Origin of the sequence: Zestomonas insulae (assembly GCF_016901015.1) — a bacterium.
Classification (GTDB): Bacteria; Pseudomonadota; Gammaproteobacteria; order Pseudomonadales; family Pseudomonadaceae; genus Aquipseudomonas; species Aquipseudomonas insulae.
Window position 1 is genome coordinate 469763 of record NZ_JAFEUP010000004.1, and the last position, 25418, is coordinate 495180.

Annotated in this window: 23 protein-coding genes; 3 read left to right on the top strand and 20 right to left on the bottom strand. The window is 64.4% G+C overall.

What is annotated here, in order from left to right; genetic code table 11:
• Positions 1-81: 81 nt before the first annotated feature.
• The 6 genes from JQX08_RS15500 to JQX08_RS15525 form a co-directional block, all read right to left on the bottom strand.
• The gene (locus tag JQX08_RS15500; RefSeq protein WP_205349295.1) at positions 82-705 is read right to left on the bottom strand and encodes a hypothetical protein; all 624 of its coding nucleotides are present in this window, start codon (positions 703-705) and stop codon (positions 82-84) included.
• A complete protein-coding gene (locus JQX08_RS15505) occupies positions 702-1295 on the bottom strand; it encodes an RNA polymerase sigma factor (protein WP_205349296.1) in 594 nt (197 codons plus the stop codon). Before JQX08_RS15505 ends, JQX08_RS15500 begins: the two co-directional genes overlap by 4 nt.
• 2 nt (positions 1296-1297) lie before the next feature.
• Positions 1298-2989, bottom strand: coding sequence for a vWA domain-containing protein (locus JQX08_RS15510; RefSeq protein ID WP_205349297.1), 1692 nt, complete (start codon positions 2987-2989; stop codon positions 1298-1300).
• Positions 2990-3083: 94 nt separating this feature from the next.
• Positions 3084-4520: an aminotransferase-like domain-containing protein gene (locus JQX08_RS15515; protein ID WP_205349298.1), complete on the bottom strand. Its 1437-nt coding sequence runs from the start codon at positions 4518-4520 to the stop codon at positions 3084-3086.
• A 176-nt stretch (positions 4521-4696) separates the two neighbouring features.
• A complete protein-coding gene (locus tag JQX08_RS15520) occupies positions 4697-5161 on the bottom strand; it encodes a DUF3859 domain-containing protein (RefSeq protein ID WP_205349299.1) in 465 nt (154 codons plus the stop codon).
• 64 nt (positions 5162-5225) lie between these two features.
• Entirely contained in the window at positions 5226-6257 is a 1032-nt protein-coding gene (locus JQX08_RS15525) for an amidohydrolase family protein (protein WP_205349300.1), read from the bottom strand.
• 104 nt (positions 6258-6361) lie between these two features.
• Between JQX08_RS15525 and JQX08_RS15530 the strand changes: the two genes are divergently transcribed.
• Positions 6362-7207, top strand: coding sequence for a substrate-binding periplasmic protein (locus tag JQX08_RS15530; protein ID WP_205349301.1), 846 nt, complete (start codon positions 6362-6364; stop codon positions 7205-7207).
• A 54-nt stretch (positions 7208-7261) separates the two neighbouring features.
• Complete coding sequence (locus tag JQX08_RS15535) at positions 7262-8122, top strand: pirin family protein (protein WP_205349302.1); 861 nt, start codon at positions 7262-7264, stop codon at positions 8120-8122.
• Between the two features lie 12 nt (positions 8123-8134).
• Here the strand turns inward: JQX08_RS15535 and JQX08_RS15540 are convergent, their stop codons facing one another.
• The 5 genes from JQX08_RS15540 to JQX08_RS15560 all read right to left on the bottom strand — a co-directional run bounded on the left by JQX08_RS15540 (position 8135) and on the right by JQX08_RS15560 (position 13170).
• Positions 8135-8863: a dienelactone hydrolase family protein gene (locus JQX08_RS15540; protein WP_205349303.1), complete on the bottom strand. Its 729-nt coding sequence runs from the start codon at positions 8861-8863 to the stop codon at positions 8135-8137.
• Between the two features lie 101 nt (positions 8864-8964).
• On the bottom strand, positions 8965-10869 hold the full coding sequence (gene htpG, locus JQX08_RS15545; RefSeq protein WP_205349304.1) for a molecular chaperone HtpG: 1905 nt from the start codon (positions 10867-10869) through the stop codon (positions 8965-8967).
• Positions 10870-10984: 115 nt separating this feature from the next.
• Positions 10985-12232, bottom strand: a complete 1248-nt coding sequence (locus JQX08_RS15550) for an MFS transporter (protein WP_205349305.1) — start codon at positions 12230-12232, stop codon at positions 10985-10987.
• A gap of 45 nt (positions 12233-12277) precedes the next feature.
• Entirely contained in the window at positions 12278-12721 is a 444-nt protein-coding gene (locus JQX08_RS15555; protein WP_205349306.1) for a PaaI family thioesterase, read from the bottom strand.
• Positions 12718-13170, bottom strand: a complete 453-nt coding sequence (locus JQX08_RS15560; RefSeq protein ID WP_205349307.1) for a PaaI family thioesterase — start codon at positions 13168-13170, stop codon at positions 12718-12720. Before JQX08_RS15560 ends, JQX08_RS15555 begins: the two co-directional genes overlap by 4 nt.
• Positions 13171-13330: 160 nt before the next feature.
• Here JQX08_RS15560 and JQX08_RS15565 point away from each other — a divergent pair, with 160 nt between their 5' ends.
• Positions 13331-13579, top strand: coding sequence for a hypothetical protein (locus tag JQX08_RS15565; RefSeq protein ID WP_205349308.1), 249 nt, complete (start codon positions 13331-13333; stop codon positions 13577-13579).
• Positions 13580-13628: 49 nt separating this feature from the next.
• Here the strand turns inward: JQX08_RS15565 and JQX08_RS15570 are convergent, their stop codons facing one another.
• From JQX08_RS15570 to JQX08_RS15610, 9 genes are all read right to left on the bottom strand, one after another.
• Positions 13629-14033, bottom strand: coding sequence for an MAPEG family protein (locus tag JQX08_RS15570; protein WP_205349309.1), 405 nt, complete (start codon positions 14031-14033; stop codon positions 13629-13631).
• A complete protein-coding gene (locus tag JQX08_RS15575) occupies positions 14030-14764 on the bottom strand; it encodes a DUF599 domain-containing protein (protein WP_205349310.1) in 735 nt (244 codons plus the stop codon). The genes JQX08_RS15570 and JQX08_RS15575 overlap by 4 nt, the downstream gene beginning before the upstream one ends.
• 98 nt (positions 14765-14862) lie before the next feature.
• A complete protein-coding gene (brnQ, locus tag JQX08_RS15580; protein WP_205349311.1) occupies positions 14863-16176 on the bottom strand; it encodes a branched-chain amino acid transport system II carrier protein in 1314 nt (437 codons plus the stop codon).
• Between the two features lie 290 nt (positions 16177-16466).
• Entirely contained in the window at positions 16467-17354 is an 888-nt protein-coding gene (gene sucD, locus JQX08_RS15585; protein ID WP_205349312.1) for a succinate--CoA ligase subunit alpha, read from the bottom strand.
• Entirely contained in the window at positions 17354-18520 is a 1167-nt protein-coding gene (gene sucC / locus JQX08_RS15590; RefSeq protein ID WP_205349313.1) for an ADP-forming succinate--CoA ligase subunit beta, read from the bottom strand. Before sucC ends, sucD begins: the two co-directional genes overlap by 1 nt.
• 206 nt (positions 18521-18726) lie before the next feature.
• The gene (lpdA, locus tag JQX08_RS15595; protein ID WP_205349314.1) at positions 18727-20163 is read right to left on the bottom strand and encodes a dihydrolipoyl dehydrogenase; all 1437 of its coding nucleotides are present in this window, start codon (positions 20161-20163) and stop codon (positions 18727-18729) included.
• 65 nt (positions 20164-20228) lie between these two features.
• Positions 20229-21449 (bottom strand): 2-oxoglutarate dehydrogenase complex dihydrolipoyllysine-residue succinyltransferase, encoded by a 1221-nt coding sequence (gene odhB, locus JQX08_RS15600; protein ID WP_205349315.1) that lies wholly within the window; start codon positions 21447-21449, stop codon positions 20229-20231.
• Positions 21450-21618: 169 nt separating this feature from the next.
• Positions 21619-24450 (bottom strand): 2-oxoglutarate dehydrogenase E1 component, encoded by a 2832-nt coding sequence (locus JQX08_RS15605; RefSeq protein ID WP_205349316.1) that lies wholly within the window; start codon positions 24448-24450, stop codon positions 21619-21621.
• Positions 24451-24688: 238 nt separating this feature from the next.
• Entirely contained in the window at positions 24689-25408 is a 720-nt protein-coding gene (locus JQX08_RS15610) for a succinate dehydrogenase iron-sulfur subunit (RefSeq protein WP_205349317.1), read from the bottom strand.
• Between the last annotated feature and the right edge of the window lie 10 nt (positions 25409-25418).

Sequence of the window (25418 nt, forward strand, 5' to 3'; positions counted from 1 at the left end):
CAGCCAATCCGGTTCATGTCGATCATCACCAAAAACAGGTACCGCCTATGCTCGCGCGCCGAGCCAAAGCTGACAAGCCGGTCAAGGCGCGGCGTTCAGCCGCTGCAGCTCAGCGTCGATGTCCAGTTGCGGGAAATCGCGCCGCAGTTGTTCACGCAGCCGCTGTGCCGCATCCGCCTGGCCGCTGCGTTGCAGCTCCTGCAAGCGACGCAGGCTGGCCTGCGGTTCGCTCGCCGCAGCGGCCTTGGCTTTCGCCACACGCTCCGCCGGCAGCGCATCGGCCAATGGTGCCGACTCGGCCTGCTCGCGGGCGAAGGTCGCGGACGCCGACGCGCTGCGCTTGGCCTCCTCGGCGAGCGGCGCGGGCGCTGCCGCCATCTTGGCCGGTGGCGTCGGGGCGCTCATTACCGCCGGTGCAGGAGCATCGTAAGCCACCGGCGCCTGTTCGATGCTGCGCCAGGTCAAGCTCAGGCCAATGCCGAGGCAGGCGAAGCCGGCCAGCGCCAGCGACCAGCGCGGCTGCGCACCGCCGGCAGCCAGCCAGCGTTTCAGGCGTTGCAGGCGCGACAGCGGAGCCGGCGGACAGGCGGCACGTGCCGCGGCGAGGATGCGCGCATCGAGGGCGGCCGAGGGCACGTCCAGGCTGTGGCGACGGTAGTGCTGCTCGAGTTCGGGATCGAGACCCGGCTGGCGGGGCGTGGTCATGCGGATACCTCCTCGGCGGCGGTCGGATCGGCGAGCAGCCGACGCAATTTCTGCACGGCGTAGCGCAACCGGCTCTTCACGGTTTCCGCCGGGGTCTGGGTCAGTTCGGCGATTTCCCCCAGTTCGAGATCGCCATGGGCGCGCAGCAGGAACACTTCGCGCTGCTCGCTGGGCAGGTCGTCCAGCGCCGCTTGCAGGCGCTCGCGATCCTGGCTGAGGCCCAGCGCCTGCTCCGGGGTCGGCGCGCCATCGGCAGCGCCGTGCTGCTGCTCGTCGTACTCGTCGTGCAGCGCCTGATGGCGGCCGGACTTGCGCCAGTGGTCGATCAGCCGATTGCGTGCGATCTGGTACAGCCAGGTCTTGAACTGCACCGCTTCGCGCTGCTCGCTCTGGCTGCGAATCAGGCTCAGCCAGGTGTCCTGGAACACCTCTTCGGCCAGCGCAGGATCGCCGCACAGGCCGCAGAGAAAACGGAACAGGCCGAGGCGATGGCGCGCGTACAGCGCGGCAAAGGCCTCGGCGTCGCCGCGCCGGTAGCGACGCAGTAGCTCGGCGTCGCCCGGCAAGTGGTCGGTGGCGGTGACAGTCACGCTCAATCGGCCCTGGCAGTGGTGGGTGGGGATGGCTGCGCAGTGTGCAGGCTGCTCGCCAGTTCGGCTAGCTGGACGAACTCGCCGCGCAGGCCGAAGCGGTCCTCGCCGCGCGCGCCTCGGGCCAGCGCGACGCTGTCGCGGATCGTGAAGTCGCCGGTGTACTGGCCGCCCTTGAGCTGCTGGGCGAACGCCGCCACCGCGGCGGCGAAGCGCAGGTCCTCGCTGGCTGCGGCGATCGGCGGCACGCTGGCGGCCTCGATCGGCACCTCGAGCAGCCGGCTGCTGCCGCCCTGCGCGCCCTTGTAGCGAATGCGCAGCCAGGCCAGTTCCTCAGGGCGATCGGCGCTGGTCGCCTGTCTCTGGTAGCGCAATGGCTCCAGCCAGCCCTTGGCGCCCACCGGCACGATCTCGTAGAGCGCGGTGACCGTGTGCCCGGCGCCGATCTCGCCGGCATCGACCTTGTCGTTGCTGAAATCCTCACGCTTGAGCTGGCGGTTCTCGTAGCCGAGCAGGCGGTACTCGCTGACCTGGGCCGGGTTGAACTCGACCTGCAGCTTGACGTCCTTGGCCACGGTGGCCAGCGTCGAACTGAGCTGCTCGACCAGCACCTTGCGCGCCTCGCGCAGGTTGTCGATGTAGGCGTAGTTGCCATCGCCGGCGTCAGCCAACTGTTCCATCAGGCGCTCGTTGTAGTTGTCGGTGCCGAACCCCAGGGTGGTCAGCGACACGCCGCTCTGGCGCTTGTCCGCCGCCAGCTGGCGCAGGCTGTCGAAGTCACTGATGCCGACGTTGAAGTCGCCGTCGGTGGCCAGCAGGATGCGGTTGATGCCACCGGCGATGAAGCCCTGCTGCGCCTGCTGGTAGGCCAGCTGGATGCCCGATTCGCCGGCCGTGGAGCCACCGGCCTGGAGCTGTTCGATGGCGGCGCGGATCTTCGCCTTGTCGCGCCCGGAGGTCGGTTCGAGCACCACCCGCGACTCGCCGGCGTAGACCACCAGCGACACCTTGTCCTCGGCGCGCAGCTGGTCGACCAGCAGCTTCAGGGTGCCCTGCACCAGCGGCAGGCCGTCGGGGCGCTCCATCGAGCCGGAGACGTCGACCAGGAACACCAGGTTGGCCGGTGGCAGCTGCGCCAGCGCGCGCTCGGAGGCCTTGATCGCCACGCGCAACAGGCGGGTCTGCGGGTTCCAGGGCGTCACCGCCAGCTCGGTGCCGATACCGAACGGCACGTCGCCCTGCGGCTGCGGGTAGGCATAGGGGAAGTAATTGACCAGTTCCTCCAGACGCACCGCCTCCGCCGGCGGCAGGCGACCGCTGTCGAGGAAGCGCCGCACATTGGCGTAGCCGCCGGTGTCGACGTCGATGCTGAAGGTCGAGACCGGTGCCTCGGCGACTGCGTGCACCGGGTTGTCGGCGAGCTGCTGGTACTGCTCGCGACCGGCGTCGCGATAGTACGGCTGAGTGGCGTCGGCCAGCGGTGCCGGCAGGCCTTGCAGCGCCGGGGCCATGGCGCGCTCGACGCTGTATACGGCACTGGCCTTGGCCGCGACGCGCGGCTCGACGCGCTCCTCCTCCAGCGGCGGCGCCGTCTGGCTCTGCGGCGCTTCGGGCGCCGCGGCGTTGCAGGCGACCAGGCTCAGCAACAGGCTGCCGAGCAACGGGGTACGGACAGGGACGGACAGTGGGCGCATGGCGTCTCTCCTGGGACGAATGATCCATTCGCTCCAGTGGACGCAGGCCGGCATCGAGACGGGTTAAACGCGGCGAAAAAACGCCGGCGGCACGTTACAGCGCCACCGCGTCCTGGCACAGCTGGCCGGCGAGCATGCCGAGGGTCATCAACGCGCGCTCGGCCTCGCGGTTCCACGGCATGCCGCAGTTCAGGCGGATGCAGTGGTTGAACTGCTCGGTGTTACTGAAGATCAGCCCCGGCGCGATGCTGATGCCCTGCTCCAGCGCGCGCATGTGTAGCTCCTTGGTGTTGACCCGCGCCGGCAGGCTGACCCAGAAGATGAAACCACCCTTCGGCCGGGTGATCTGCGTGCCCTCGGGGAAGTACTTCTGCACCGCCAGCTGGAAGGCGGTGAGGTTCTTCCGGTACTCCTGGCGGATGTAGCGCAGGTGGCGGTCGTAGCCGCCGTTCTCCAGGTAGGCCGCCACCGCCATCTGCGTGACGCTGCACGCCGAGTGGGTGCTGAAAGTCTGCAGGCGCTGAATTTCCGCCTGGTACTTGCCGGCGATCACCCAGCCGATGCGCACGCCCGGCGACAGGGTCTTGGAGAAGCTCGAGCAGTACACCACCCGCCCCTCGCGGTCCTGCGACTTGAGCGCCTTGGCCGGGCCTTGCTCGAACATCAGCTCGCCGTAGATATCGTCCTCGATGATCTGGATGTCAAAGTCCTTTGCCAGGCGCAGCAGCTGCTTCTGACGGTCCTCGGGAATGGTGCCGCCGAGCGGGTTGGAGGCGCGCGCGGTGAGTACCAGGGTCTTGATCGGCCACTGGCTGGCGGCCAGCTGGAAGGCCTCCAGGCTGATCCCGGTGGTTGGGTCGCTGGGAATCTCGATGACCTTGAGACCGAGCAGATCGGCAAGCTGCAGCAGGCCGTAATAGGTCGGCGACTCGGCAGCAATTAGGTCACCAGGCTTGGTCAGCACGCGCAGCGACATCTGCAGCGCGTCGACGCAGCCGTGGGTGATCACCACTTCATTGGGATCGACCACCACGCCGGCATCACGCATGCGGATCGCCACTTGGCGGCGCAGCGGCTCGAAGCCGGGGCTGAACATGTAGCTGAACGCCCGCGGGCTGTGAAAGCGGGTGACCTTGGCCAACTGCTGGTGCAGCGCGCGCACCGGCAGGTAATCCACATGCGGTACCGCGGCGCCGAGCGGGAACACCCCTTCGCGACGCGACTCGGTGAGCACCTGGTTGATGATGCTGCTGCGGGTGACCAGGCCGGGACGCTCGACGCGGGCGATGTCCGGCGTCGGCGCGGTCAGCGCGGGGGTCTGGTGCACATAGAAGCCGGACTGCGGCCGCGCGCGGATCAGGCCCTGGTCTTCCAGGTTGGCGTAGGCCTGCAGCACGGTGGCGTGGCTGACGTTGAGCTGCTGGCTCATCTTGCGCACCGACGGCACCCGCTCGCCCGGCTGGTAGACGCCGCGCCGAATGTCTTCCGCGAGTTGCTGGGAAATGCGCTGATAGAGCAACAGATTGGTCATGCCGGACGCTCCCTGATCTTTGGACCGTAACAGTACATAAATTGATGCAAATTGCACCGGTACAGTCATGAGAATAGTCAGCGATACAGCATCCGGCTCGCCAATATCGATTGGCTCTAAATCGGCTGTTTCAGAGAATCCAGCGGCGTAAAGTCGCGGTCCGCGACCGCGACAGTTCAGCGCACGGTGAAGCGCTGCTCGGCCAGCTTGCGGTCGCCCTGGAACACCAGGAAGTGCCACTCGCCCGGCACCATCTCGTAGGGCTCGGTGAACTCGAAGGCCATGATGTCCTGCGGCGCGCCGACCACCAGCTTCTGCAGCACCTCGAACTTGTCCTGGCGCTTGCCGTCCGGGCCGGTCACGCCAGGGGTCAGGTACAGCAGGGTCAGCGGCGTGTCGTCGAGGCGCTTACCGCTCAGGCTGAAGCGCAGGCCGAACTTGGTACCCAGGCGGGCGGGAATTTCGGTGGTGGTGTCGATCTGCTGATGGCTGTTGGTCAGCACCCGCTCGCCGGGCTTGAGGTCTTTCGCTTCGCTGACGAACACGCCGTGCTCCACCGGCCCGTCGACACGGACTTCGGCCTGGGCCAGGTGAGTCAGCAACAGCAGGCTGGCCAACGCAGTGATACGGATGTACGGCATTTCGCGCTCCTTGTTTGGGGATGGCGCGAGGCTATGACCGCTGCGTGACAGTCTGATGACAGGCTTAATTTTTGCCCAACTGTTCCTGCACCTTGCGTGGCAGCACCCCGAGGAAGTTGTCGCGCGCCACCTTTCGCGCGACCTCGGCCGGCAGTGCATCGAGAAACGGGTCGAAGCTGTGCAACTGCTCGCCGACCCCGTCAAAACGGCCGACCACGTCCGAGCCGACCATGAAGCGCTCGGGGAAGCGCTCCACCAGCTTCAGCCACTGCGGCTCAGGCTTGCCCTGCGCGTCGAGCAGGTAGGGATGTACCAGCGTCCAGGACAGGTCGATGTACAGGTTCGGGTACGCCGCGAGCATGCGCTCCAGGGTCGGCAGCAGGAACTCCAGGCGCTGCTGGTGGCGATGGATCTCCATGCTGGTGCCGGCGTGGGCCCAGATGAAGCGCACATGCGGATGGTTGCGCAGCGGCTCCTCGATCTCCTGCAGGTAGAGCGGATTGCGCTCGCGCTTGGAGGTGATGTTGGCGTGCAGCATCACCGGCAGGTCGTACTCGGCGGCCAGGTGGTAGATGCGCGTCATCGCCTCGTTGTTGGCGCGCGGCGTGCTGCCTTCGATCAGCGAGGTGAGATCGTCGTGGCGGGTGAACACTTCGCCGATCCCCTGCCAAAGGCCCGGATCGAGGTCGAGCATGCGGCGGATGTGCGCATCGGAGTTCTTGTCGTTGGGATTGAAGCCGGACAGGAACGGGTGAAGGTAGCGGCGCTGCGCAGCCGGCAGCTGCTTGACCGCCGCGGCGACGAACACGTCCGTGGCGCTGTACCAGTAGGCCGCCGCGTCGTCGCCGGCGTAGTAGCGCGGACGCTTGGGCTCGTCCTCGTGCCACTTCTTGGCCACCGGTATGCCGGAGATCATCACATGATCGACGCGGTTGTCCGCCATCGCCGCCAGCAGCGCCGGCATGCCGGCGCTTTCCTGGAAGAAGTCGACGTAATGCAGGTGCGCGTCGCTGTAGTGGTAGTCGCGGGCGCCGGCATCAGCGGCGAGACAAAGTGCGCCGAGCGCGGTGATCAAGCGGGAAACGGTCACGGGCATCCTCCCTGAAATCGTTGCGGTAGACCGTCGGCCGACGCGCGGGGTTCAGATGCAGCGGTCGATGCAGGTATGCTGGCACTTTAGTCATGGATCGACTGATTTCCATGTTGCGCCTCCTTGCCTACTTCCTTTTGCTGCTGGCCTCGGCCAGCGGCGTCGCCCGTGAGCAGCTGACCTATCCGCTTCATCACGACGGCGTCAATCCGGAAAGCTACGCGGTCGACCTGCTGCGTCTGGCACTGAGCAAGGCCGGGGGCGACTTCGAGCTGCAGCCCTCGCCGCAGCCGATGTCGCCGGGTCGCTCGGTGTACTCGCTGGAGCGCAACGACGGTGATGTGCAGGTGATCTGGACGATGACCACCCGCGAGCGCGAAGCGCAGCTGCTGCCGGTGCGCATCCCCATCTACAAGGGCATGATCGGCTGGCGCATCGCCCTGGTGCGTGCCGACGAGCAGCAGCTGCTCGAGCAGCTGCGCAGCGTCGACGACCTGGCCAAGCTGCGCATCGGCCAGCGCAGCGACTGGCCCGATACGCCGATCCTGCGCGCCAACCACCTCACCGTGGAAACCAGTACCGGCTACCCCGGGCTGTTCCGCATGCTGGTCGCCAAGCGCTTCGATCTGCTGCCGCTGGAAGCCGTGGTGGTTGAGCACGAGCAGCAACGGATGGCCCAGGAGGGACTGGGCATCGCCATCGATGAGCACGTCATCCTCCACTACCCCAGCGCCTTCTACTACTTCACCTCGAAGCAACGCCCCGAGCTGGCCGAGGCGATCCGCCGCGGCCTGGATGCGACCATCGCCGACGGCAGCTTCGAGCGGCTATTCCAGCAGCATTTCGGCGCCACCCTGCGTGCCCTGCACCTCAAGCAGCGGCGCATCATCGAGCTGCAGAATCCATTGCTGCCGCCGCTGCCGCTGGCGCGCAAGGAGCTCTGGTACCAACCCTGAGCGCAGCCGGCGATTGCGGTTATGCTCAGAGCAGCGCCAGTACCGGAGCCCTTCATGTCCAACCTGATCCAGATCCAAGCGCGCCTGGAAGACGTCCAGGGTCAACCCATCCTGCGGCCACTGCCCTCGGCGCGCTGCCGCAGCGTCGGGCCGTTCGTATTCTTCGATCACATGCTCGCCACCGACTATGCCCCCGGGCATGGGGTGAACATTCGCCAGCACCCGCACATCGGCCTGTCCACCCTCACCTACCTGTTCGAAGGCGAGCTGCAGCACAAGGACAGCCTCGGCTCCGACCAGCTGGTTCAGCCCGGCGACGTGAGCTGGATGACCGCCGGACAAGGCGTCGCCCATGTCGAGCGCACCCCGGCCGCGCTGCGCGAACGGGGCTCGCGCCTGCACGGCCTGCAGGTCTGGCTGGGCCTGCCGACCACCGATGAACAGGGCCCGCCCAGCTACAGCCATCACGCCGCGAGCAGCCTGCCGCTCAGCGACGCGCTGGGGGTGCGCATCCGCCTGATCGCCGGCGCGGGTTTCTGCCTGCAGTCGCCGGTACCGGTGCGCTCCGCCACCCTGTACGCCGAGCTGCAGCTGGAAAGCGGTGCAACCCTGGCGATCCCCGCCGAGCATCCCGAGCGTGCGCTGTACGTGCTCGACGGCGATGTGCTGCTCGATGACGACGCGCTGCCTGTGCACAGCCTGACCGTGCTGCCGGTCGGCGAAAGCTACACGCTGACGGCCTCCAGCAGCTGCTGGCTGGTGATGATCGGCGGCGAACCACTCGGCCCACGGCGGATCAACTGGAACTTCGTGGCCAGCGATCCGGCGCTGATCGACCGCGCCCGCGAACGCTGGGCGGCGGGCGACTGGCCGACGGTGCCAGGGGAAAGCGAACGGATCGAGCTGCCGCGCTGATCCGCGCGCCGGTCAGGCGAACACTTCGTCGAACAACGCATACATCGCGGTGAAGGCGCGTTTGGCCACCACCGCGTTGTACTGCATCTTGCCCGGCACGTTGGCATGCGGATCGGTGAACGAATGCACCGCCCCACCGTAGCTGGTGAGCTGCCAGTCGACGCCGGCGGCGCTCATTTCCGCGGCGAAGTCGCTCAACTGTTGACGCGGCACCAGCGGGTCGGCGGCGCCGTCGAGCACCAGCAGCGAACCCTGGATGTTCTGCGCATCGGCCGGATTGGCGGTGTCCAGTGTGCCGTGGAACGACACCGCCGCCTTCAGCGGCGCCCCGTCGCGCGCCAGCTCCAGCGCGCAGTAGCCGCCGAAGCAGAAGCCGAACACGGCGAGGCGCGCGGCATCGAGGCCGACTGGCGCCCCTTCGCTTTGCAGGGTCTGCAGCGCAACCTGCAGGCGCTGACGCAAGCGCGCGTGGTGCGGCTTGATCGCCATCATCGCCGCACCGGCCTGCTCGGCGTTCTGCGGGCGCACCTGCGCGCCGTAAACGTCGGCGATCAGCACGACATAGCCGCGCGCCGCGACCTGGCGCGCCATCTCGATGGCACCGGGGCCGATGCCCATCCAGTTCGGCGCCATCAGCAGCCCCGGCCGTGCGCTCTGCACGCTGCTGTCGTAGACCAGTTGCCCTTCGAAAGCCTCGCCGTCGATGAGGTAGCTCACCCCGCGGTTGACGATCTGAGTCATGCATCCTCCTGAACACCACGTTGTTGATGCGTCTGCGATTTACTGCGCAAACAAAAAAGCCGCCCCCGAGATCGGAAGGCGGCTTTGGGAGAGCTGCAAGCTTAGGCGGAAAGCTCCACCAGCAGCTTGTTCAGCCGCCGGACATAGGCGGCCGGGTCCTTGAGGCTGTTGCCGGCGGCCAGCGCAGCCTGGTCGAAGAGGATGTGCGACAGCTCGCCGAAACGATCCTCGTCGGCCTCGGCATCCAGTTTCTCAATCAGCGGATGCTGCGGGTTGAACTCGAAGATCGGCTTGGCGTCCGGCACCTTCTGGCCGCTGGCCTCGAGGATCTGGCGCATCTGCAGGCCGAGGTCCTGCTCACCGATGGCGAGAATCGCCGGCGAATCGGTCAGGCGGTGCGACACGCGCACTTCGGCGACTTCTTCACCCAGCGCACCTTTCAGGCGCTCGACCAGCCCTTCCTTGGCCTTGGCCACTTCTTCCTGGGCCTTCTTGTCCTCGTCCGAGTCCAGCTTACCGAGGTCGAGGTCGCCGCGCGCCACGTCGACGAACTGCTTGCCGTCGAAGTCGGTCAGGTAGCTCATCAGCCACTCGTCGATGCGGTCGGTAAGCAGCAGCACTTCGATGCCTTTCTTGCGGAAGACTTCCAGGTGCGGGCTGTTCTTGATCTGCGCGAAGGTTTCGCCGGTGAGGTAGTAGATCTTGTCCTGGCTGTCCTTCACGCGGCTCAGGTAGTCGGCCAGCGACACGCTCTGCTCGCCCGACTCGTCGTGGGTCGAAGCGAAGCGCAGCAGGCTGGCGATCTTTTCCTTGTTGGCGAAGTCTTCCGCCGGGCCTTCCTTGAGCACCTGGCCGAAGCTCTTCCAGAAGCCGACGTATTTCTCCGGCTCGTTCTTCGCCAGCTTCTCGAGCATGTCCAGCACGCGCTTGGTCAGCGCGGTCTTCATCGAGTCGATCACCGGGTCCTTCTGCAGGATTTCCCGGGAGACGTTCAGCGACAGGTCATTGGAGTCGACCACGCCCTTGATGAAGCGCAGGTACAGCGGCAGAAACTCGTCGGCCTGGTCCATGATGAACACGCGCTGCACGTAGAGCTTGAGGCCCTTCGGCGCTTCGCGATGGTACAGGTCGAACGGCGCGCGGCCCGGCACGTAGAGCAGCGAGGTGTACTCCAGCTTGCCCTCGACCTTGTTGTGGCTCCAGGCCAGCGGGTTCTCGAAATCGTGGCCGACGTGCTTGTAGAACTCCTGGTACTCCTCGTCCTTCACTTCGGTACGCGGACGGGTCCACAGCGCGCTGGCGCGGTTGACGGTTTCCCACTCGGCTTCGGCCGGCTTGTCGGCCTCTTCGCCGTGCTGCTCCTTCGGCAGTTCGATGGGCAGGGCGATGTGGTCGGAGTACTTCTTGACGATGTTGCGCAGGCGCCAGCCGTCGGCGAACTCTTCTTCACCGCTCTTCAGGTGCAGGACGATGCGCGTGCCGCGCTCGGCCTTGTCGATGGTGGCGACTTCGAAATCGCCCTCGCCTTTCGACGACCAGTGCACGCCTTCGCTGGCCGGGGTACCGGCGCGGCGGCTGTACACGTCGACCTTGTCGGCGACGATGAACGCCGAGTAGAAGCCCACGCCAAACTGGCCGATCAGGTGCGAGTCCTTCTTCTGGTCGCCGGTCAAGTTCTTCATGAAGTCGGCGGTGCCGGATTTGGCGATGGTGCCGAGGTGCGCGATCACGTCCTCGCGGCTCATGCCGATGCCGTTGTCTTCGAGGGTGACGGTCTTGGCGTCCTTGTCGAATGACAGGCGAATCCTCAGCTCGGCGCCGCCTTCCAGCAGCTCAGGGCGCGCCAGCGCTTCGAAACGCAGCTTGTCGGCGGCGTCCGAGGCGTTGGAGATCAGCTCGCGGAGGAAGATTTCCTTGTTCGAGTACAGCGAATGGATCATCAGGTGAAGCAGTTGCTTCACTTCGGTCTGGAAGCCCAGGGTTTCTTTTTGAGTTTCCACACTCATGGTCATCTAACTCCACTTTGATGGCAGGAGCCGCGAATGCGGCGGATGACAAGCAAATGGGGAGCAATGATCAGGATTTCAAGGGCTTGCCTTTACCCAGCGAACCGCCCGTGGCTCAGGGCTCGAGCAGCTCGATGCGACTGATCTCTTCCGGCGCCAGGGCGAAGCTGGCCTCGCCGGCACCACTCATGTTGCGGCGGATGACGATCTGGCCGTCGGTATCGATGCCGTTGAAGCGCCCTTCGGCCTGCGCACCGCGCACGGTTTGCACGCGCATGGTGAGGTTCTGGTAGCGGCTCGGGTTGCTCTGCAGGCGGTCGAGACTGAAGCGCTGGCGGCGATCCAGCGGACGGGCGGCGGTCACCGCGCCACGCGGCGCCTCCGGCGCTACTGCGGACTTGCTCGCGGCGGCAGTGGCCTGACCCAGTGCGGGGAAACTGTCGCCGCTCACGCGCCAGCCGCGCTTGCCCTTCTGCAATAGCACCGGCAGTTGCTGGTCCTTGCCGTTGATCCGCGCGCTGACCTGCAGGTCCACCCGCTCGGCCGGCAGACTCACCGGTGGCAGGCTGTGCAGCTCAACGGCACGGGTGGCGAAGCGGCGCTGCAGGTAGTCGCCAATCACGTATTCGAGGGTATCGCGCGAGTCGAACGTGGTGTCCACCGCGCCGTTTTGATAGCGCAGGCGGTTGCTGAACAGTTCGACCTTGCCACTCAGGGCGGTCTTGTACTGCGGTGGCAGCACCAGATGGAAGTCGCCGACCAGCTTGTTCGGCGCGGCCGGTTCGAGCTTCAGGTGCAGGGTGTAGCCGCGGTTGAGGCGGCGCGCTTCCGGCAGGTCATGGTCCGGCAGCAGCCAGCTGACCAGCACCTCCGGCTGCGGCCCGGCGTCCTGCGGCAGCACATCGACCGTCAGCGCGCCGTTGAGCGACTGCGGCAGGCGGATGCTGATCTCGCGACGGGCGAAGAAATCCTGGCCTTCGCGCAGGCTCAACACCCCGTCGATCAGCTCGCCTTGCTGCGGCGCAAACGGCTGCCCGTTGAGCTCGCCATGCAGGGCGATCTGCAGTTCCGCCGGCTTCTGCACTTCCGGCTTGAGCCAGGCGAGGCTGACAATCGCCTCCAGGCGCTGGCTGTCGTGGCTGGCCAACAGGGTCAGGCCGACCACCAGCGGAATGAAGCCGAACGCGCTGAGCACCACGGCCTTGCGTGCCACGCGCCAATGGCGCAGCGCGTAGACCAGCGTGACCGGCGGCAGCAGGCTACCCATGCCCCACAACAGGCTGGTACCAAAGGCCAACATGACTAGCCAGACCAGGCCGGTCAGAATCAACAGCAGGCCGCCGAGAATCAGCAACGCATCCATGGGGAATCCTTGTACTGGGAAGGCCCGCCAGCGTTGGCGTTCAGCTCAAGGCTCGTCGACCTTGAAGTGCACGCGGGCCGTGGCAATCGGCTCGGTCTGGGTGGTTTGCCAGGCGGTGATCGCCACGTTGGCCACTCGCCGCCCTTGGCGCCACACCTGGCAGTGGGCATAGGTGTCACGATAATGACCGGCGCGCAGGTAATCTATCGAGAAGTCGATGATTTTCGGCAAATGCGGCGTGCCCATGAACATCAACAGGTGCAGCATCGCCGCATGTTCCATGAACCCGGCAATCACCCCGCCGTGGATCGCCGGCAGCATCGGGTTGCCGATGCAATCCTTGTTGGCCGGCAGGCGGAACACCATGTCGTCGCCCAGGCGCAGGCACTCGATGCCGAGCAGCTTGGCGTACGGCACCAGGCTCAGCAGCGAGTCGTAGTCGTTCTTCTCGTGCGCTTCGACCACCAGCTTGGACAGGTTCAGGCTCATTGCGCGCCCGCCTTGCCCGCGCCAGGCTTGCCCATGCGCATGAAGCTGCCGACCACGTGGGCGATCGGTTCGTTGGGATCGTCCTGGTAGGCGTAACCGCGGGTGAAGATCACGTGCGGAGTAACCCGGTAGCACTCGGCGAAACCGTAGACGTCCTTGTTCGGCTGCGCCGGATGCATGTAGTCGATGCGCAGGTCGAGGGTCGGGCACACCTCGAAGTTCGGCAGTACACAGACCGTGGAGATGCCACAGGTGGTGTCCATCAGGGTAGTGATTGCCCCGCCGTGGATCACCCCGGTCTCCGGGTTGCCGATGATCTGCGTGCTGTACGGCAGGCGCAGCGTCAGGCCGCGGCTGTCGGCGTCATGCACGGTCATGCCCAGCAACTGGCAGTGGCGCAGGACGTCGAGAAAGCGCCGGGCGCGTTCGATGATCGCGTTATCGCTCATGAAAAATTCCGGGTAATAGCTCGAAAACGGGGCGAATCATACCGAGAGTCGCCGCATTCGGCATGACTGACCAGCGAGTCGGCGATTTAGCGGGAACTTCCACGGGGTTTAGCCGTTCAAACCTACGACATTTGGAAAGTCACCCATTGGAGAGTGAACCATGCGTAAGCCCCTAACCCTTGCTCTGATCCTGGCCGCCAGCTTGGGTCTCGCAGCCTGCGACAAGGCCTCCGAGGACAAAGCGGAGGATGCCCGTGAACATGCCGAAAACGCGCAGGAACAAATGAACGACGCGGCCAAGGAAAACCAGAAGGCCATCGAGGATGCCAACGAGGCAGCCCAGGAACGCGCCAAGGAAGCCCAGGAAGCTGCTCCGCCGGCCACGCCGTCCCCGGCACCGCAGCAGTAACTTCTGCCGCTGTCAGCAAAAGGCCCGCAATTGCGGGCCTTTTGCATGGTCAGGCGATGATCGTGCGCCACACCGGGCTGAGCATCAGCAGCAGGCAGCACACCAGCCCGACCACCCAGATCAGGCTGCGCTGCCAGGCCCAGTCGGCCCAGTACAGCACCAGGTACAGCACCCGCGACACCACAAACAGCACGGCCAGAACGTCCACCCAGTAACCAAACACCTGGGTGGTATGCGCCATCAGCACACCGGCGGCGAACAGCGGAAAAATCTCGATGCTGTTCATGTGCGCGGCATAGGCCCGCGCGCCGAGGCCTGTGAGCCGCGCCTGTTGCGCACGCGGATGGTGGTTGTCGTAGCCGCGTCCCTCGCGGTTCATGGCGCGCGCCACCGGCACCTTGGCGACGTAAATCAGCAGTGCCGCGATGAAAACACACCAGAATGGAATACTCATTCGCTCATCTCCTTGGGCATTTCCGCTAATGCGGTGGGTGTTTGAACCATGACGTCGAGCACGTCGGAATGGAATTCGCGGCGATATAGCACCAACACGACCCCGGCGGTGACCAGCATGAACAGCCAGGGATTGATGAACCAGGCCAGCACCGCCATTCCGAAGTAGTAGGAACGCAGCCCGAGGTTGAACTGGTTGGCGGCCATCGAGATGACCCGCGCCGCACGCGCCGCAAACGCCTTGCGCTCCGCCTCGCTGACATGCCGCTCACCGATCATCGGCGCCGAACCGATAAGCACCGCGGCGAAGTTGTACTGGCGCATGCACCAGCTGAAGGTGAAGAAGGCGTAGACGAACACCACCGCCAGGCACAGCAGCTTGATTTCGGACATGCCGCGCGTTGCCGCCTGTACCAGCGGCAGGTCGGCGAGCAGCGACACCGCGCGCTCCGAGGCACCGAGCAAGGTGAGGATTCCGGCGAGGATGATCAGCGTGCTGGAGGCGAAGAACGAGGCGTTGCGTTCGAGATTGCCGATCACGCTGGCGTCGGCGATGCGGTTGTCGCGCAGCAGCAGCCGGCGCATCCAGTCTTCACGGTACAGATGCAGAACGCTGGCGAGGCACGCCGTGTCCCTGCCCTTCCACGTCGCGTAACGGGTGTAACCGAGCCAGCAGGCGAGGAACCACAGCACCGCCAGCAGATCGGGCAGGTTGTCGTCGAGCAGCGACATAACATCTCCTTGTATATGCCCAGCGATTATAGCCAGCGGTGCTTTACAGCCGTCCATGAAAAAGCCGCCCGAAGGCGGCTTGTTCTTGCATGTGGCGATCAGGCCAAGGCTTCGCGCCGCGCACCCAGCAGCCGGTCGCACAGCGTCGCTCCAGCGAGGGTCAGCACCGCCGGCAGCAGCCAGGCCAGGCCTTGCTCGGCCAGCGGCAGATGGGCCAGCCAGTACGGCATCCAGTGCGCCAATTCGGCGACCTTGAGCCCGTCGACGATGCCAAACAGCAGCGACACCAGCATCACCGGCGCGATGACGCGGCGCGGTGAATACCACAGGCTCCAGCAGAAGCTCAGCGCGACCAGCACGATGCACGGCGGGTAGATGGCCGTCAGCACCGGCACCGAGACTTGAATCAGCTTGGTCAGGCCGAGGTTGGAGACCAGCAGCGAGAAGCCGGCGAGGATCACCACCAGGCTGCGATACGAGAGCGGCAGCAGGCGGCTGAAGTACTCGGCACAGGCGCAGGTCAGCCCCACCGCGGTGACCAGGCAGGCCAGGGAAATCAGGACCGCGAGGAAGCCGCTGCCCAGCGCGCCGAAGGTGTGCTGCACATAGGCATGCAGCACCGCCGCGCCGTTGCTGGCTTCGCCGGCAATGGCATGGCTGCCGGCACCGAGGCGGAACAGGCTGAGGTAGACCAGCGCCAGACCGACGCCGGCGATCAGCCCGGCGATGATCGCGTAACGGGTGATCAGGCGCGGCGACTCGACGCCACGCGAGCGGATCGCGTTAACGATGACGATGCCGAACACCAGCGCGCCAAGGGTATCCATGGTCAGGTAGCCGTTGACGAAGCCCTGGGAGAACGGCGCTGCCTGGTACACCGGCGTGGCGTCGCCGATTTCGCCCAGCGGCAGCATGAACGCGGCGATGCCCAGCACCAGCAGCGCGACGATCTTCATCGGCGCCAGCACGCGGCCGACGCTGTCCAGCAGGCGCCCGGGGTACAGCGAGACCAGCAGCACGACGAGGAAATACACCAGGCTGTAGAGGAACAGTGCCAGCGGCGTATCACCGACCAGCGGCGCCAGGCCGACCTCGAAGGACACTGTGGCGGTGCGCGGAGTGGCGAACAGCGGACCGACCGACAGGTAGCAGACCACCGCGAGGACCACGCCCGCGGCCTTGCCGATGGGACTGCTCAGTGCATCCATCGCCCCGCCGACCTTGGCCAGCGCGACAATGGTGATGACCGGCAGGCCGACCGCCGTGATCAGGAAGCCCAGCGCCGCGATCCACACGTGCGGGCCAGCCTGCAGACCGACGATCGGCGGGAAGATGATGTTGCCCGCCCCGACGAACAGGGCAAAGGTCATAAAACCAAGCGCCAGGATGTCCCGGCCTTTCAAAACATTCATTTGGGAAAATACCGCATCGTCAAAAGCTGATTACCGGAGGAATTTCCCTAGGGGTCAGGGGAAACGTCGCTCGCCCGTGTGGAGCGAACCGTTGCAGCGCGCCTCGGCCCTTGTGGGGCTTATTCGCGAGATAGTTGCAAGCCTAACGAAATTGGCGCATCGACGGCATTGACGCAGGTCAGGCTGTCGACTCGCGGCAACATTGTGTCGCCTGGATACAAGCTTTCTGACCGTTCGGCCAGAAATGAAAAAGGCCACCCGAGGGTGGCCTCCTTCCCGTCAGCAACGCCTTAGGCGTTCTTGACTTCCCAGCCAGTCAGCTCGGCCAGGGCCTTGCCGATGTCGGCCAGCGAACGCACGGTTTTCACACCAGCGTCCTGCAGGGCGGCGAACTTCTCGTCCGCAGTGCCTTTACCACCAGAGATGATGGCGCCGGCGTGGCCCATGCGCTTACCGGGCGGCGCGGTGACACCAGCGATGTAGGACACCACCGGCTTGGTCACGTTGGCCTTGATGTAGGCAGCTGCTTCTTCCTCAGCGGAACCGCCGATTTCGCCGATCATGACGATCGCTTCGGTCTGCGGGTCTTCCTGGAACAGCTTGAGGATGTCGATGAAGTTGGAGCCCGGGATCGGGTCACCACCAATGCCCACGCAAGTGGACTGGCCGAAGCCGGCGTCGGTGGTCTGCTTCACGGCTTCGTAGGTCAGGGTGCCGGAACGCGACACGATACCTACCTTGCCTGGCAGGTGAATGTGACCCGGCATGATGCCGATCTTGCACTCGCCGGGAGTGATCACGCCCGGGCAGTTCGGGCCGATCAGGCGTACGCCCAGCTCGTCGCACTTGACCTTGGCGTCCAGCATGTCGAGGGTCGGGATACCTTCAGTGATGCAGACGATCAGCTTGATGCCGCCGAAAGCCGCTTCCAGGATCGAGTCCTTGCAGAACGGAGCCGGAACGTAGATCACCGATGCGGTGGCGCCAGTGGCGTCAACGGCTTCCTTGACGGTGTTGAACACCGGCAGGCCGAGGTGAGTAGTGCCGCCCTTGCCCGGGGTCACGCCGCCAACCATCTTGGTGCCGTAGGCCAGGGCCTGTTCGCTGTGGAAAGTACCCTGCGAGCCGGTGAAGCCCTGGCAGATGACTTTGGTGTCTTTATTAATCAGGACGCTCATTACTTACCCTCCGCGGCCTTGACGACCTGCACGGCAGCGTCAGTCAGGCTGGTTGCCGCGATGATGTTCAGACCACTTTCGGCCAGTACCTTGGCGCCCAGTTCGGCATTGTTGCCTTCCAGACGAACTACGACCGGAATCTTCACGCCCACTTCCTTCACGGCACCGATGATGCCTTCGGCGATCATGTCGCAGCGGACGATACCGCCGAAGATGTTCACCAGAACGGCCGCGACGTTGCTGTCGGACAGAATGATCTTGAAGGCTTCGGTCACGCGCTCTTTGGTCGCGCCGCCGCCCACGTCGAGGAAGTTGGCCGGCTTGCCGCCGTGCAGGTTGACGATGTCCATGGTGCCCATGGCCAGGCCAGCACCGTTGACCATGCAACCGATGTTGCCTTCCAGCGCGACGTAGTTCAGTTCCCACTTCTGCGCATGGGCTTCACGAGCGTCGTCCTGCGACGGGTCGTGCATGGCGCGCAGCTTGGGCTGACGGTACATGGCGTTGGCGTCGATGTTGATCTTGGCGTCCAAGCAGTGCAGGTTGCCGTCCTTCTTGATCACCAGCGGGTTCACTTCCAGCAGAGCCAGGTCGTAGTCCTGGAACAGCTTGGCCAGGCCAACGAAGATGTGGGTGAACTGCTTGATCTGGTCGCCCTTCAGGCCCAGCTGGAACGCCAGGTCACGGCCCTGGTACGGCTGAGCGCCGACCAGCGGGTCGATGGTCGCCTTGAGGATCTTCTCAGGGGTTTCGTGCGCAACTTTCTCGATGTCCACGCCACCTTCGGTAGAGGCCATGAACACGATGCGACGGCTGGAACGATCGACCACGGCGCCGAGGTACAGCTCCTTGTCGATGTCGGTGCAGGATTCCACCAGGATCTTGCTGACCGGTTGGCCATTGGCGTCGGTCTGGTAGGTCACCAGATTCTTGCCCAGCCAGTTGGCAGCGAACGCCTTGGCGTCTTCCTTGCTCTTGACCAGCTTCACGCCGCCCGCTTTACCGCGGCCACCGGCGTGGACCTGGGCCTTCACGACCCACTCGCTGCCACCGATTTTTTCGCAGGCTGCTGCCGCATCTTCCGGGGTGTCTACGGCGAAGCCCTTGGACACAGGCAGGCCGTATTCAGCGAACAGCTGCTTACCCTGATATTCGTGGAGATTCATGCTTGTCTACCGTCTTCGTTTAGGTATTGCGCATTTCGGCGCTGCATTGGTAATGCCGCGCCACCTGTGACTGCCGATGCAGTCCGGCGGACGTTCCGCGATCAACCCGAAGGCTCATGACGGGCGGTCCACCGTGGTTCTTTGTGACCTGAAATGCGCCTGACAGGGCCACCACCATCGGGGGGCGATCACTGCCTGGCGATATTTCAGCGCTTCTTGCGATTGGCGATGTGGATGGCGTGGCCATTCACCGCCAGCGCCGCTTCATGCAGCGCTTCGGACAACGTCGGGTGCGAGAACACCATCATGCCGAGGTCTTCGGCACTGGTGCCGAACTCCATGCCGATGGCGCCCTGCTGGACCAGCTCAGCGGCGCTCGGGCCGATGACGTGGACGCCCAGCACGCGGTCGGTCTTGGCATCGGCGATTACCTTGACCAGACCGGTGGTGTCGTTGGCGGCCATGGCACGACCACTGGCAGCAAACGGGAAGGTGCCGACGTTGACTTCAACGCCTTCGCCCTTGAGCTGCTGCTCGGTCTTGCCGACCCATGCGATTTCCGGGTGGGTGTAGATGACCGACGGGATCAGGTCGTAGTTCATCTGCGCCTTATGGCCGGCGATGCGCTCGGCGACCATGATGCCCTCTTCCGAGGCCTTGTGGGCCAGCATCGCGCCACGTACCACGTCACCGATGGCGTAGACGCCCGGCACGCTGGTGCGGCACTGGTCGTCGACGAAGATGAAGCCGCGTTCGTCGAGGTTGACGCCACTGTCGGCGGCCAGCAGATCGGTGGTCACCGGACGACGGCCGACGGCCACGATCAGCTTGTCGAAGACTTCCTTCTGCTCGCCGTTGGCGTCGGTGAAGGTCACAGTCACCTGCTTCTTCTTCACGTCGGAGCCAGTGACGCGCGCGCCCAGGCGAATCTTCAGACCCTGCTTGGTGAGGACTTTGAGGGCTTCCTTGGCGATCTGCTCGTCGGCAGCCGGGAGGAACTTGTCCAGCGCTTCGATCACGGTGACTTCGGCGCCCAGGCGGGCCCACACCGAACCGAGCTCCAGGCCGATCACGCCGGCACCGATCACGCCCAGCTTCTTCGGCACGCTCAGGAATTCCAGGGCGCCGGTGGAGTCGACGATGACGTCCTGATCAACCGGGGCCGGCGGGATTTCCACCGGCTTGGAGCCGGAGGCGATGATCACGTTCTCGGCGTCGAGCACCTGGGTCTTGCCGTCCAGGCCGGTGACTTCGACCTGCTTGTTGGCCAGCACCTTGCCGTGACCTTCGATCATGGTCACACCGTTGGACTTGAACAGCCCAGCGATGCCGCCAGTCAGGTTCTTCACGATCTGCGCCTTGCGGCCGATCATCGCCGGTACGTCGATGGTCACGCCCTTGGCTTCGATACCGTGGACTTTGAAGCCTTCGTGGGCCTCATGGTACTTGTACGAGCTGTCCAGCAACGCCTTGGACGGGATGCAGCCGACGTTCAGGCAGGTACCGCCCAGCGACACCTTGCCGTCCTTGTCCTGGTACTTCTCGATGCAAGCAGTCTTCAGGCCGAGTTGCGCTGCTTTGATGGCGGCTACATAGCCGCCAGGGCCGGCACCGATGACTACCACGTCGAATTTCTGGGTCATAACTGATTCCTTCTCGAATAGAGCGAACGGCCCCTTGTGAGGGCCGCCGAGGGAGAGGCTGGCTTTTAGATGTCCAGCAGCAGACGAGCCGGGTCTTCCAGCAGGTCTTTCATGGTAACGAGGAAGGTCACGGCTTCCTTACCATCGATCAGGCGGTGGTCGTAGGACAGCGCCAGATACATCATCGGCAGAATTACCACTTGGCCGTTCACGGCCATCGGGCGTTCCTGGATCTTGTGCATGCCAAGGATGGCGGTTTGCGGCGGGTTGACGATCGGAGTCGACAGCAGCGAACCGAACACACCACCGTTGGAGATGGTGAAGGTGCCGCCAGTCATGTCTTCGAGGGTCAGCTTGCCTTCTTTGGCTTTCTTGCCGAAAGCGCCAATACCGCCTTCGATTTCCGCCAGGGTCATGAACTCGGCATTACGCAGGACCGGCACCACCAGGCCACGGTCGCTGGACACGGCAACGCCGATGTCCTGGTAGCCGTGGTAGACAATGTCATTGCCGTCGATCGAGGCGTTGACGCCCGGCTGGCGCTTCAGCGCTTCCACGGCAGCCTTGACGAAGAACGACATGAAGCCCAGGCGCACGCCGTTGTGGGTCTTCTCGAACAGGTCCTTGTACTTGTTGCGCAGGTCCATGATCGGCTTCATGTTGACTTCGTTGAACGTGGTCAACATGGCCATGGAGGATTGCGCTTCGACCAGACGCTCGGCGACCTTGGCGCGCAGGCGGGTCATCGGCACGCGCTTCTCGACGCGGTCGCCCGCGGCGAACACCGGCGCCTCGGCAGCCGGAGCAGCCGGCTTGGCGGCCGGAGCCGGAGCGGATTTCTTGGCTTCAACCGCAGCCAGCACGTCTTCCTTGGTAACGCGACCACCTTTGCCGGTACCGGCAATGCTGTTCGGGTTGAGGCCGTGCTCTTCGGCCAGCTTGCGTGCTGCCGGGGCGAGGATGGCGTCTTCGTTGGAAGCCGCGGCCGGCGCAGCAGCCTGGGCCGCCGGAGCAGCGGCCGGCGCGGCAGCCGGGGCAGCAGCAACGCCACCGGCGGTCAGCTTGCCGAGCAGCTCGCCGCTCAGCACGGTGTCGCCTTCGTTCTTGACGATTTCGGCGAGCACGCCGTCAGCTTCAGCGAGAACCTCCATCACCACTTTGTCGGTTTCGATGTCGACGATCAGTTCGTCGCGCTTGACGGCCTCGCCCGGCTTCTTGTGCCAGGTCGCAACGGTGCCGTCTGCAACCGATTCGGGGAAAGTCGGAGCTTTGATCTCGATAGCCATTATCAGGATTCCTTAAATTCGGGTTCTTCTTCGAGAAAGGCCACCCGGGGGCGCTGCGAGGATGGTGACGCCAGGGCGATCCAGCGGCCCGCCTTCAGAGGCGGGCCACTTCATTCAACCTGACTGATCTTCGTACGCGGCCCGGAGGTCTCCTTTCAGATCGAAGGCGTTAAACAGTAAAGGCGTCTTGCAGCAGCTTTTCCTGCTGCTCCGCGTGCATCGATGCGTAACCGCACGCCGGAGCTGCAGAGGCCTCGCGGCCGGCATACTCGAGGAACAAGCCCTTCCTGTGTGCGATAGCGACGCGACGCATGTGGTGCTGGCTGCAATACCAGGCGCCCTGGTTCATCGGCTCCTCTTGGCACCAAACGATGTGCTTGAGGTTCTTGTACGGTGCCAGCGCTTCGGCCAGGTCGTCTTCCGGGAACGGATAGAGCTGTTCGAGACGCACAATGGCGATGTCCTCACGAGCCTCGGCACGGCGTTTGGCCAGCAGGTCGTAGTAGACCTTGCCACTGCACAGCACGACGCGCTCGACCTTCTTCGGATCGATCGGATCGATCTCGCCGATGACGGTCTGGAACGAGCCTTCGGCCAGATCTTCCAGGCTGGAGATTGCCAGCGGATGGCGCAGCAGCGACTTCGGCGTCAGCACCACCAGTGGCTTGCGCAGCGGGCGGATAACCTGGCGGCGCAGCAGGTGGTAGATCTGCGCTGGGGTGGTCGGTACGCAGACCTGCATGTTGTGCTCGGCGCACAGTTGCAGGAAGCGCTCCAGACGCGCCGAGCTGTGCTCAGGCCCCTGCCCTTCATAGCCATGCGGCAGCAGCATGGTCAGGCCGCACAGGCGACCCCACTTGTGCTCGCCGCTGGAAATGAACTGGTCGAACACCACCTGGGCACCGTTGGCGAAGTCGCCGAACTGGGCTTCCCAGATCACCAGCGCGTTAGGCGTGGTGGTGGCGTAGCCGTACTCGAAGGCCAGTACCGCTTCTTCGGAGAGGAAGGAGTCGTACAGGTCGAACTTCGGCTGATCGGCATAGAGGTTCTGCAGCGGCAGGTAGGTGCTAGCGTCCTTCTGGTTGTGCAGCGCCGCATGGCGGTGCGAGAAGGTGCCGCGACCAACGTCCTGACCGGTGATGCGCACCGGGTGACCTTCTTTCAGCAGCGTGGCGTAGGCCAGGTTCTCGGCGTAGCCCCAATTGATCGGCATGCCGCCGGCAGTCATTTTCTGCCGGTCCTCGAGGACCTTGGCGACCTGACGCTGGAGGACCAGGCCTTCCGGGACTTCCAGCAGCTTGCCGGCTAGTTCCTGGAGAGTCTTCAGATCGAAGCGAGTGTCGTGACGCGCGTTCCAGGTGTGGCCCAGGTACGGACGCCAATCGACGAACAGCTCCTTGTTCGGCTCCTTGACCAGGCTCTTGACCACGTGCTGACCGTTGTCCAGCGCGGTGCGGTACTCGTCGATCTTGCCCTGCACATCACCCGTGGTTTGCACACCATGCTGCACCAGCTGCTCAGCATACAGTTCACGAGTGGTTCGCTGCTTGGCGATCTGCTGGTACATCAGCGGCTGGGTGCCGCTCGGCTCGTCGGCCTCGTTGTGGCCGCGACGGCGGTAGCAGACCAGGTCGATGACCACGTCACGCTTGAACTGCATGCGGTAGTCGACCGCCAGCTGAGTGACGAACAGCACCGCTTCCGGGTCGTCGCCATTCACGTGGAAGATTGGCGCCTGGATCATCTTCGCCACGTCGGTGCAGTACTCGGTGGAACGCGAGTCTTCCGGGCGGCTGGTAGTGAAACCGACCTGGTTGTTGATCACCAGGTGGATGGTGCCGCCCGTCTTGTAGCCACGGGTCTGCGACATCTGGAAGGTTTCCATGACCACGCCCTGACCGGCGAATGCCGCGTCACCGTGGATGGAAATCGGCAGCACCTTGTCACCGGAGGCGTCTTTGCGGCGGTCCTGACGGGCACGCACCGACCCTTCGACCACTGGCGAAACGATCTCCAGGTGTGACGGGTTGAACGCCAGCGCCAGGTGCACTTCGCCACCCGAGGTCATGACGTTGGAGGAGAAACCTTGGTGGTACTTCACGTCACCCGAGCTGAGGCCTTCGACCTTCTTGCCTTCGAACTCGTCGAACAGGTCGCGCGGGTTCTTGCCGAAGGTGTTGACCAGCACGTTCAGACGGCCGCGGTGGGCCATGCCGATGACGATTTCCTTGGTGCCGTACGAGCCCGAACGCTGGATGATTTCATCGAGCAGCGGAATCAGGCTTTCGCCGCCTTCCAGACCGAAGCGTTTGGTGCCTGGGTATTTAGTGCCGAGGTACTTTTCCAAGCCTTCGGCAGCGGTCAGGCGCTCGAGCAGGTGGCTCTGCGCTTCCGCGGAATAGGCCGGACGCCCGCGCACACTTTCCAGACGCTGCTGGAACCACTTGCGCTGCTCGGAATCGACGATGTGGGTGAATTCGGCACCGATGGTGCGACAGTATGTCTCTTGCAGGGCCTGATGAATCTCCCGCAGAGTGGCTTCCTCTTTGCCGATGTAAAGCTCACCGGTGCGGAAGGTCGTATCGAGGTCGGCGTTGGTCAGCCCGTAGTGGTTGATCGACAGATCAGCCGGCGCGGGGCGCTTCCAGAGACCGAGGGGATCGAGGTGAGAGGCCTGATGGCCGCGCATGCGATACGCCTGAATCAGGCGCAGAACTTCGACCTGCTTCTTCTCGTGCTCGGTGCTGACGCTACCGGCGGAAACCGGCTGGGCACGACGCTGGTTTTTGGCCAGCAGGACGAAATGATCGCGAATAGTGGAGTGGGAAACATCACTCGCCGCGCTGCCATCGGCAGGCAGCTTCTGGAAGTAAGTCCGCCACTCTTCTGGCACGGCGTTCGGATCGTGCAGGTAGAGCTCGTAAAGCTCTTCCACATATGCAGCGTTGCCACCGGATAGGTGGGCGCTATTCCACATGCGCTGCATCACGCTTTCTTGCATGCTTGGTCACCCTCGGTAAGGGGACACCACCGGCGTGGAAACCGCATCGGCTTTACTAGTCCTTGGCCAGCGACTCGGGTAAAGCCACTTTGGATCCCGCAGATAGTCCGGGCACCAGCCCGGATGCCCCTGCTGGTATTCGATTTTCAATAAGAGCCGCTGCTTTGTGAGCTGCGGCTCGTCGAACCGCGGCACCGGAAAATCCGAAGCCGCGGGTTACCACTTCTACATCAGTCGATCAGGTACCGCTTTGCAGCAACATGTTGCGTACATGGCCGATTGCCTTGGTCGGATTGAGACCTTTCGGGCAAACGTTCACGCAGTTCATGATGCCGCGGCAGCGGAACACGCTGAACGGGTCGTCCAGGGAAGCCAGACGCTCCTGGGTCTTGGTGTCGCGGCTGTCGGCCAGGAAACGGTAGGCCTGCAGTAGCGCAGCGGGACCGAGGAACTTGTCAGGGTTCCACCAGAAGGACGGGCACGAGGTCGAGCAGCAAGCGCACAGGATGCACTCGTACAGACCGTCGAGCTTCTCGCGCTCTTCCGGCGACTGCAGACGCTCGATGGCCGGAGCCGGCGTGTCGTTCTGCAGATACGGCTGCACCTTCTCGTACTGCTTGTAGAAGATGCTCATGTCGACGACCAGGTCACGAATGACCGGCAGACCCGGCAGCGGGCGAATCACCAGCTTGTTGCCTTTCACCACGGTGGAGATCGGGGTGATGCAGGCGAGGCCGTTCTTGCCGCTGATGTTCATGCCGTCGGAACCGCACACGCCTTCACGGCAGGAGCGACGATAGGAGAAGCCTTCGTCCTGCTCTTTGATCAGGGCCAGCACGTCCAGCACCATCAGGTCCTTGCCGTCGATGTCGACGTTGAAGTCCTGCATGAACGGCGCTGCGTCTTTCTCCGGGTTGTAGCGATAAACGCTGACTTGCAAAGTTTTGGCTAGCGACATATCGGCCACC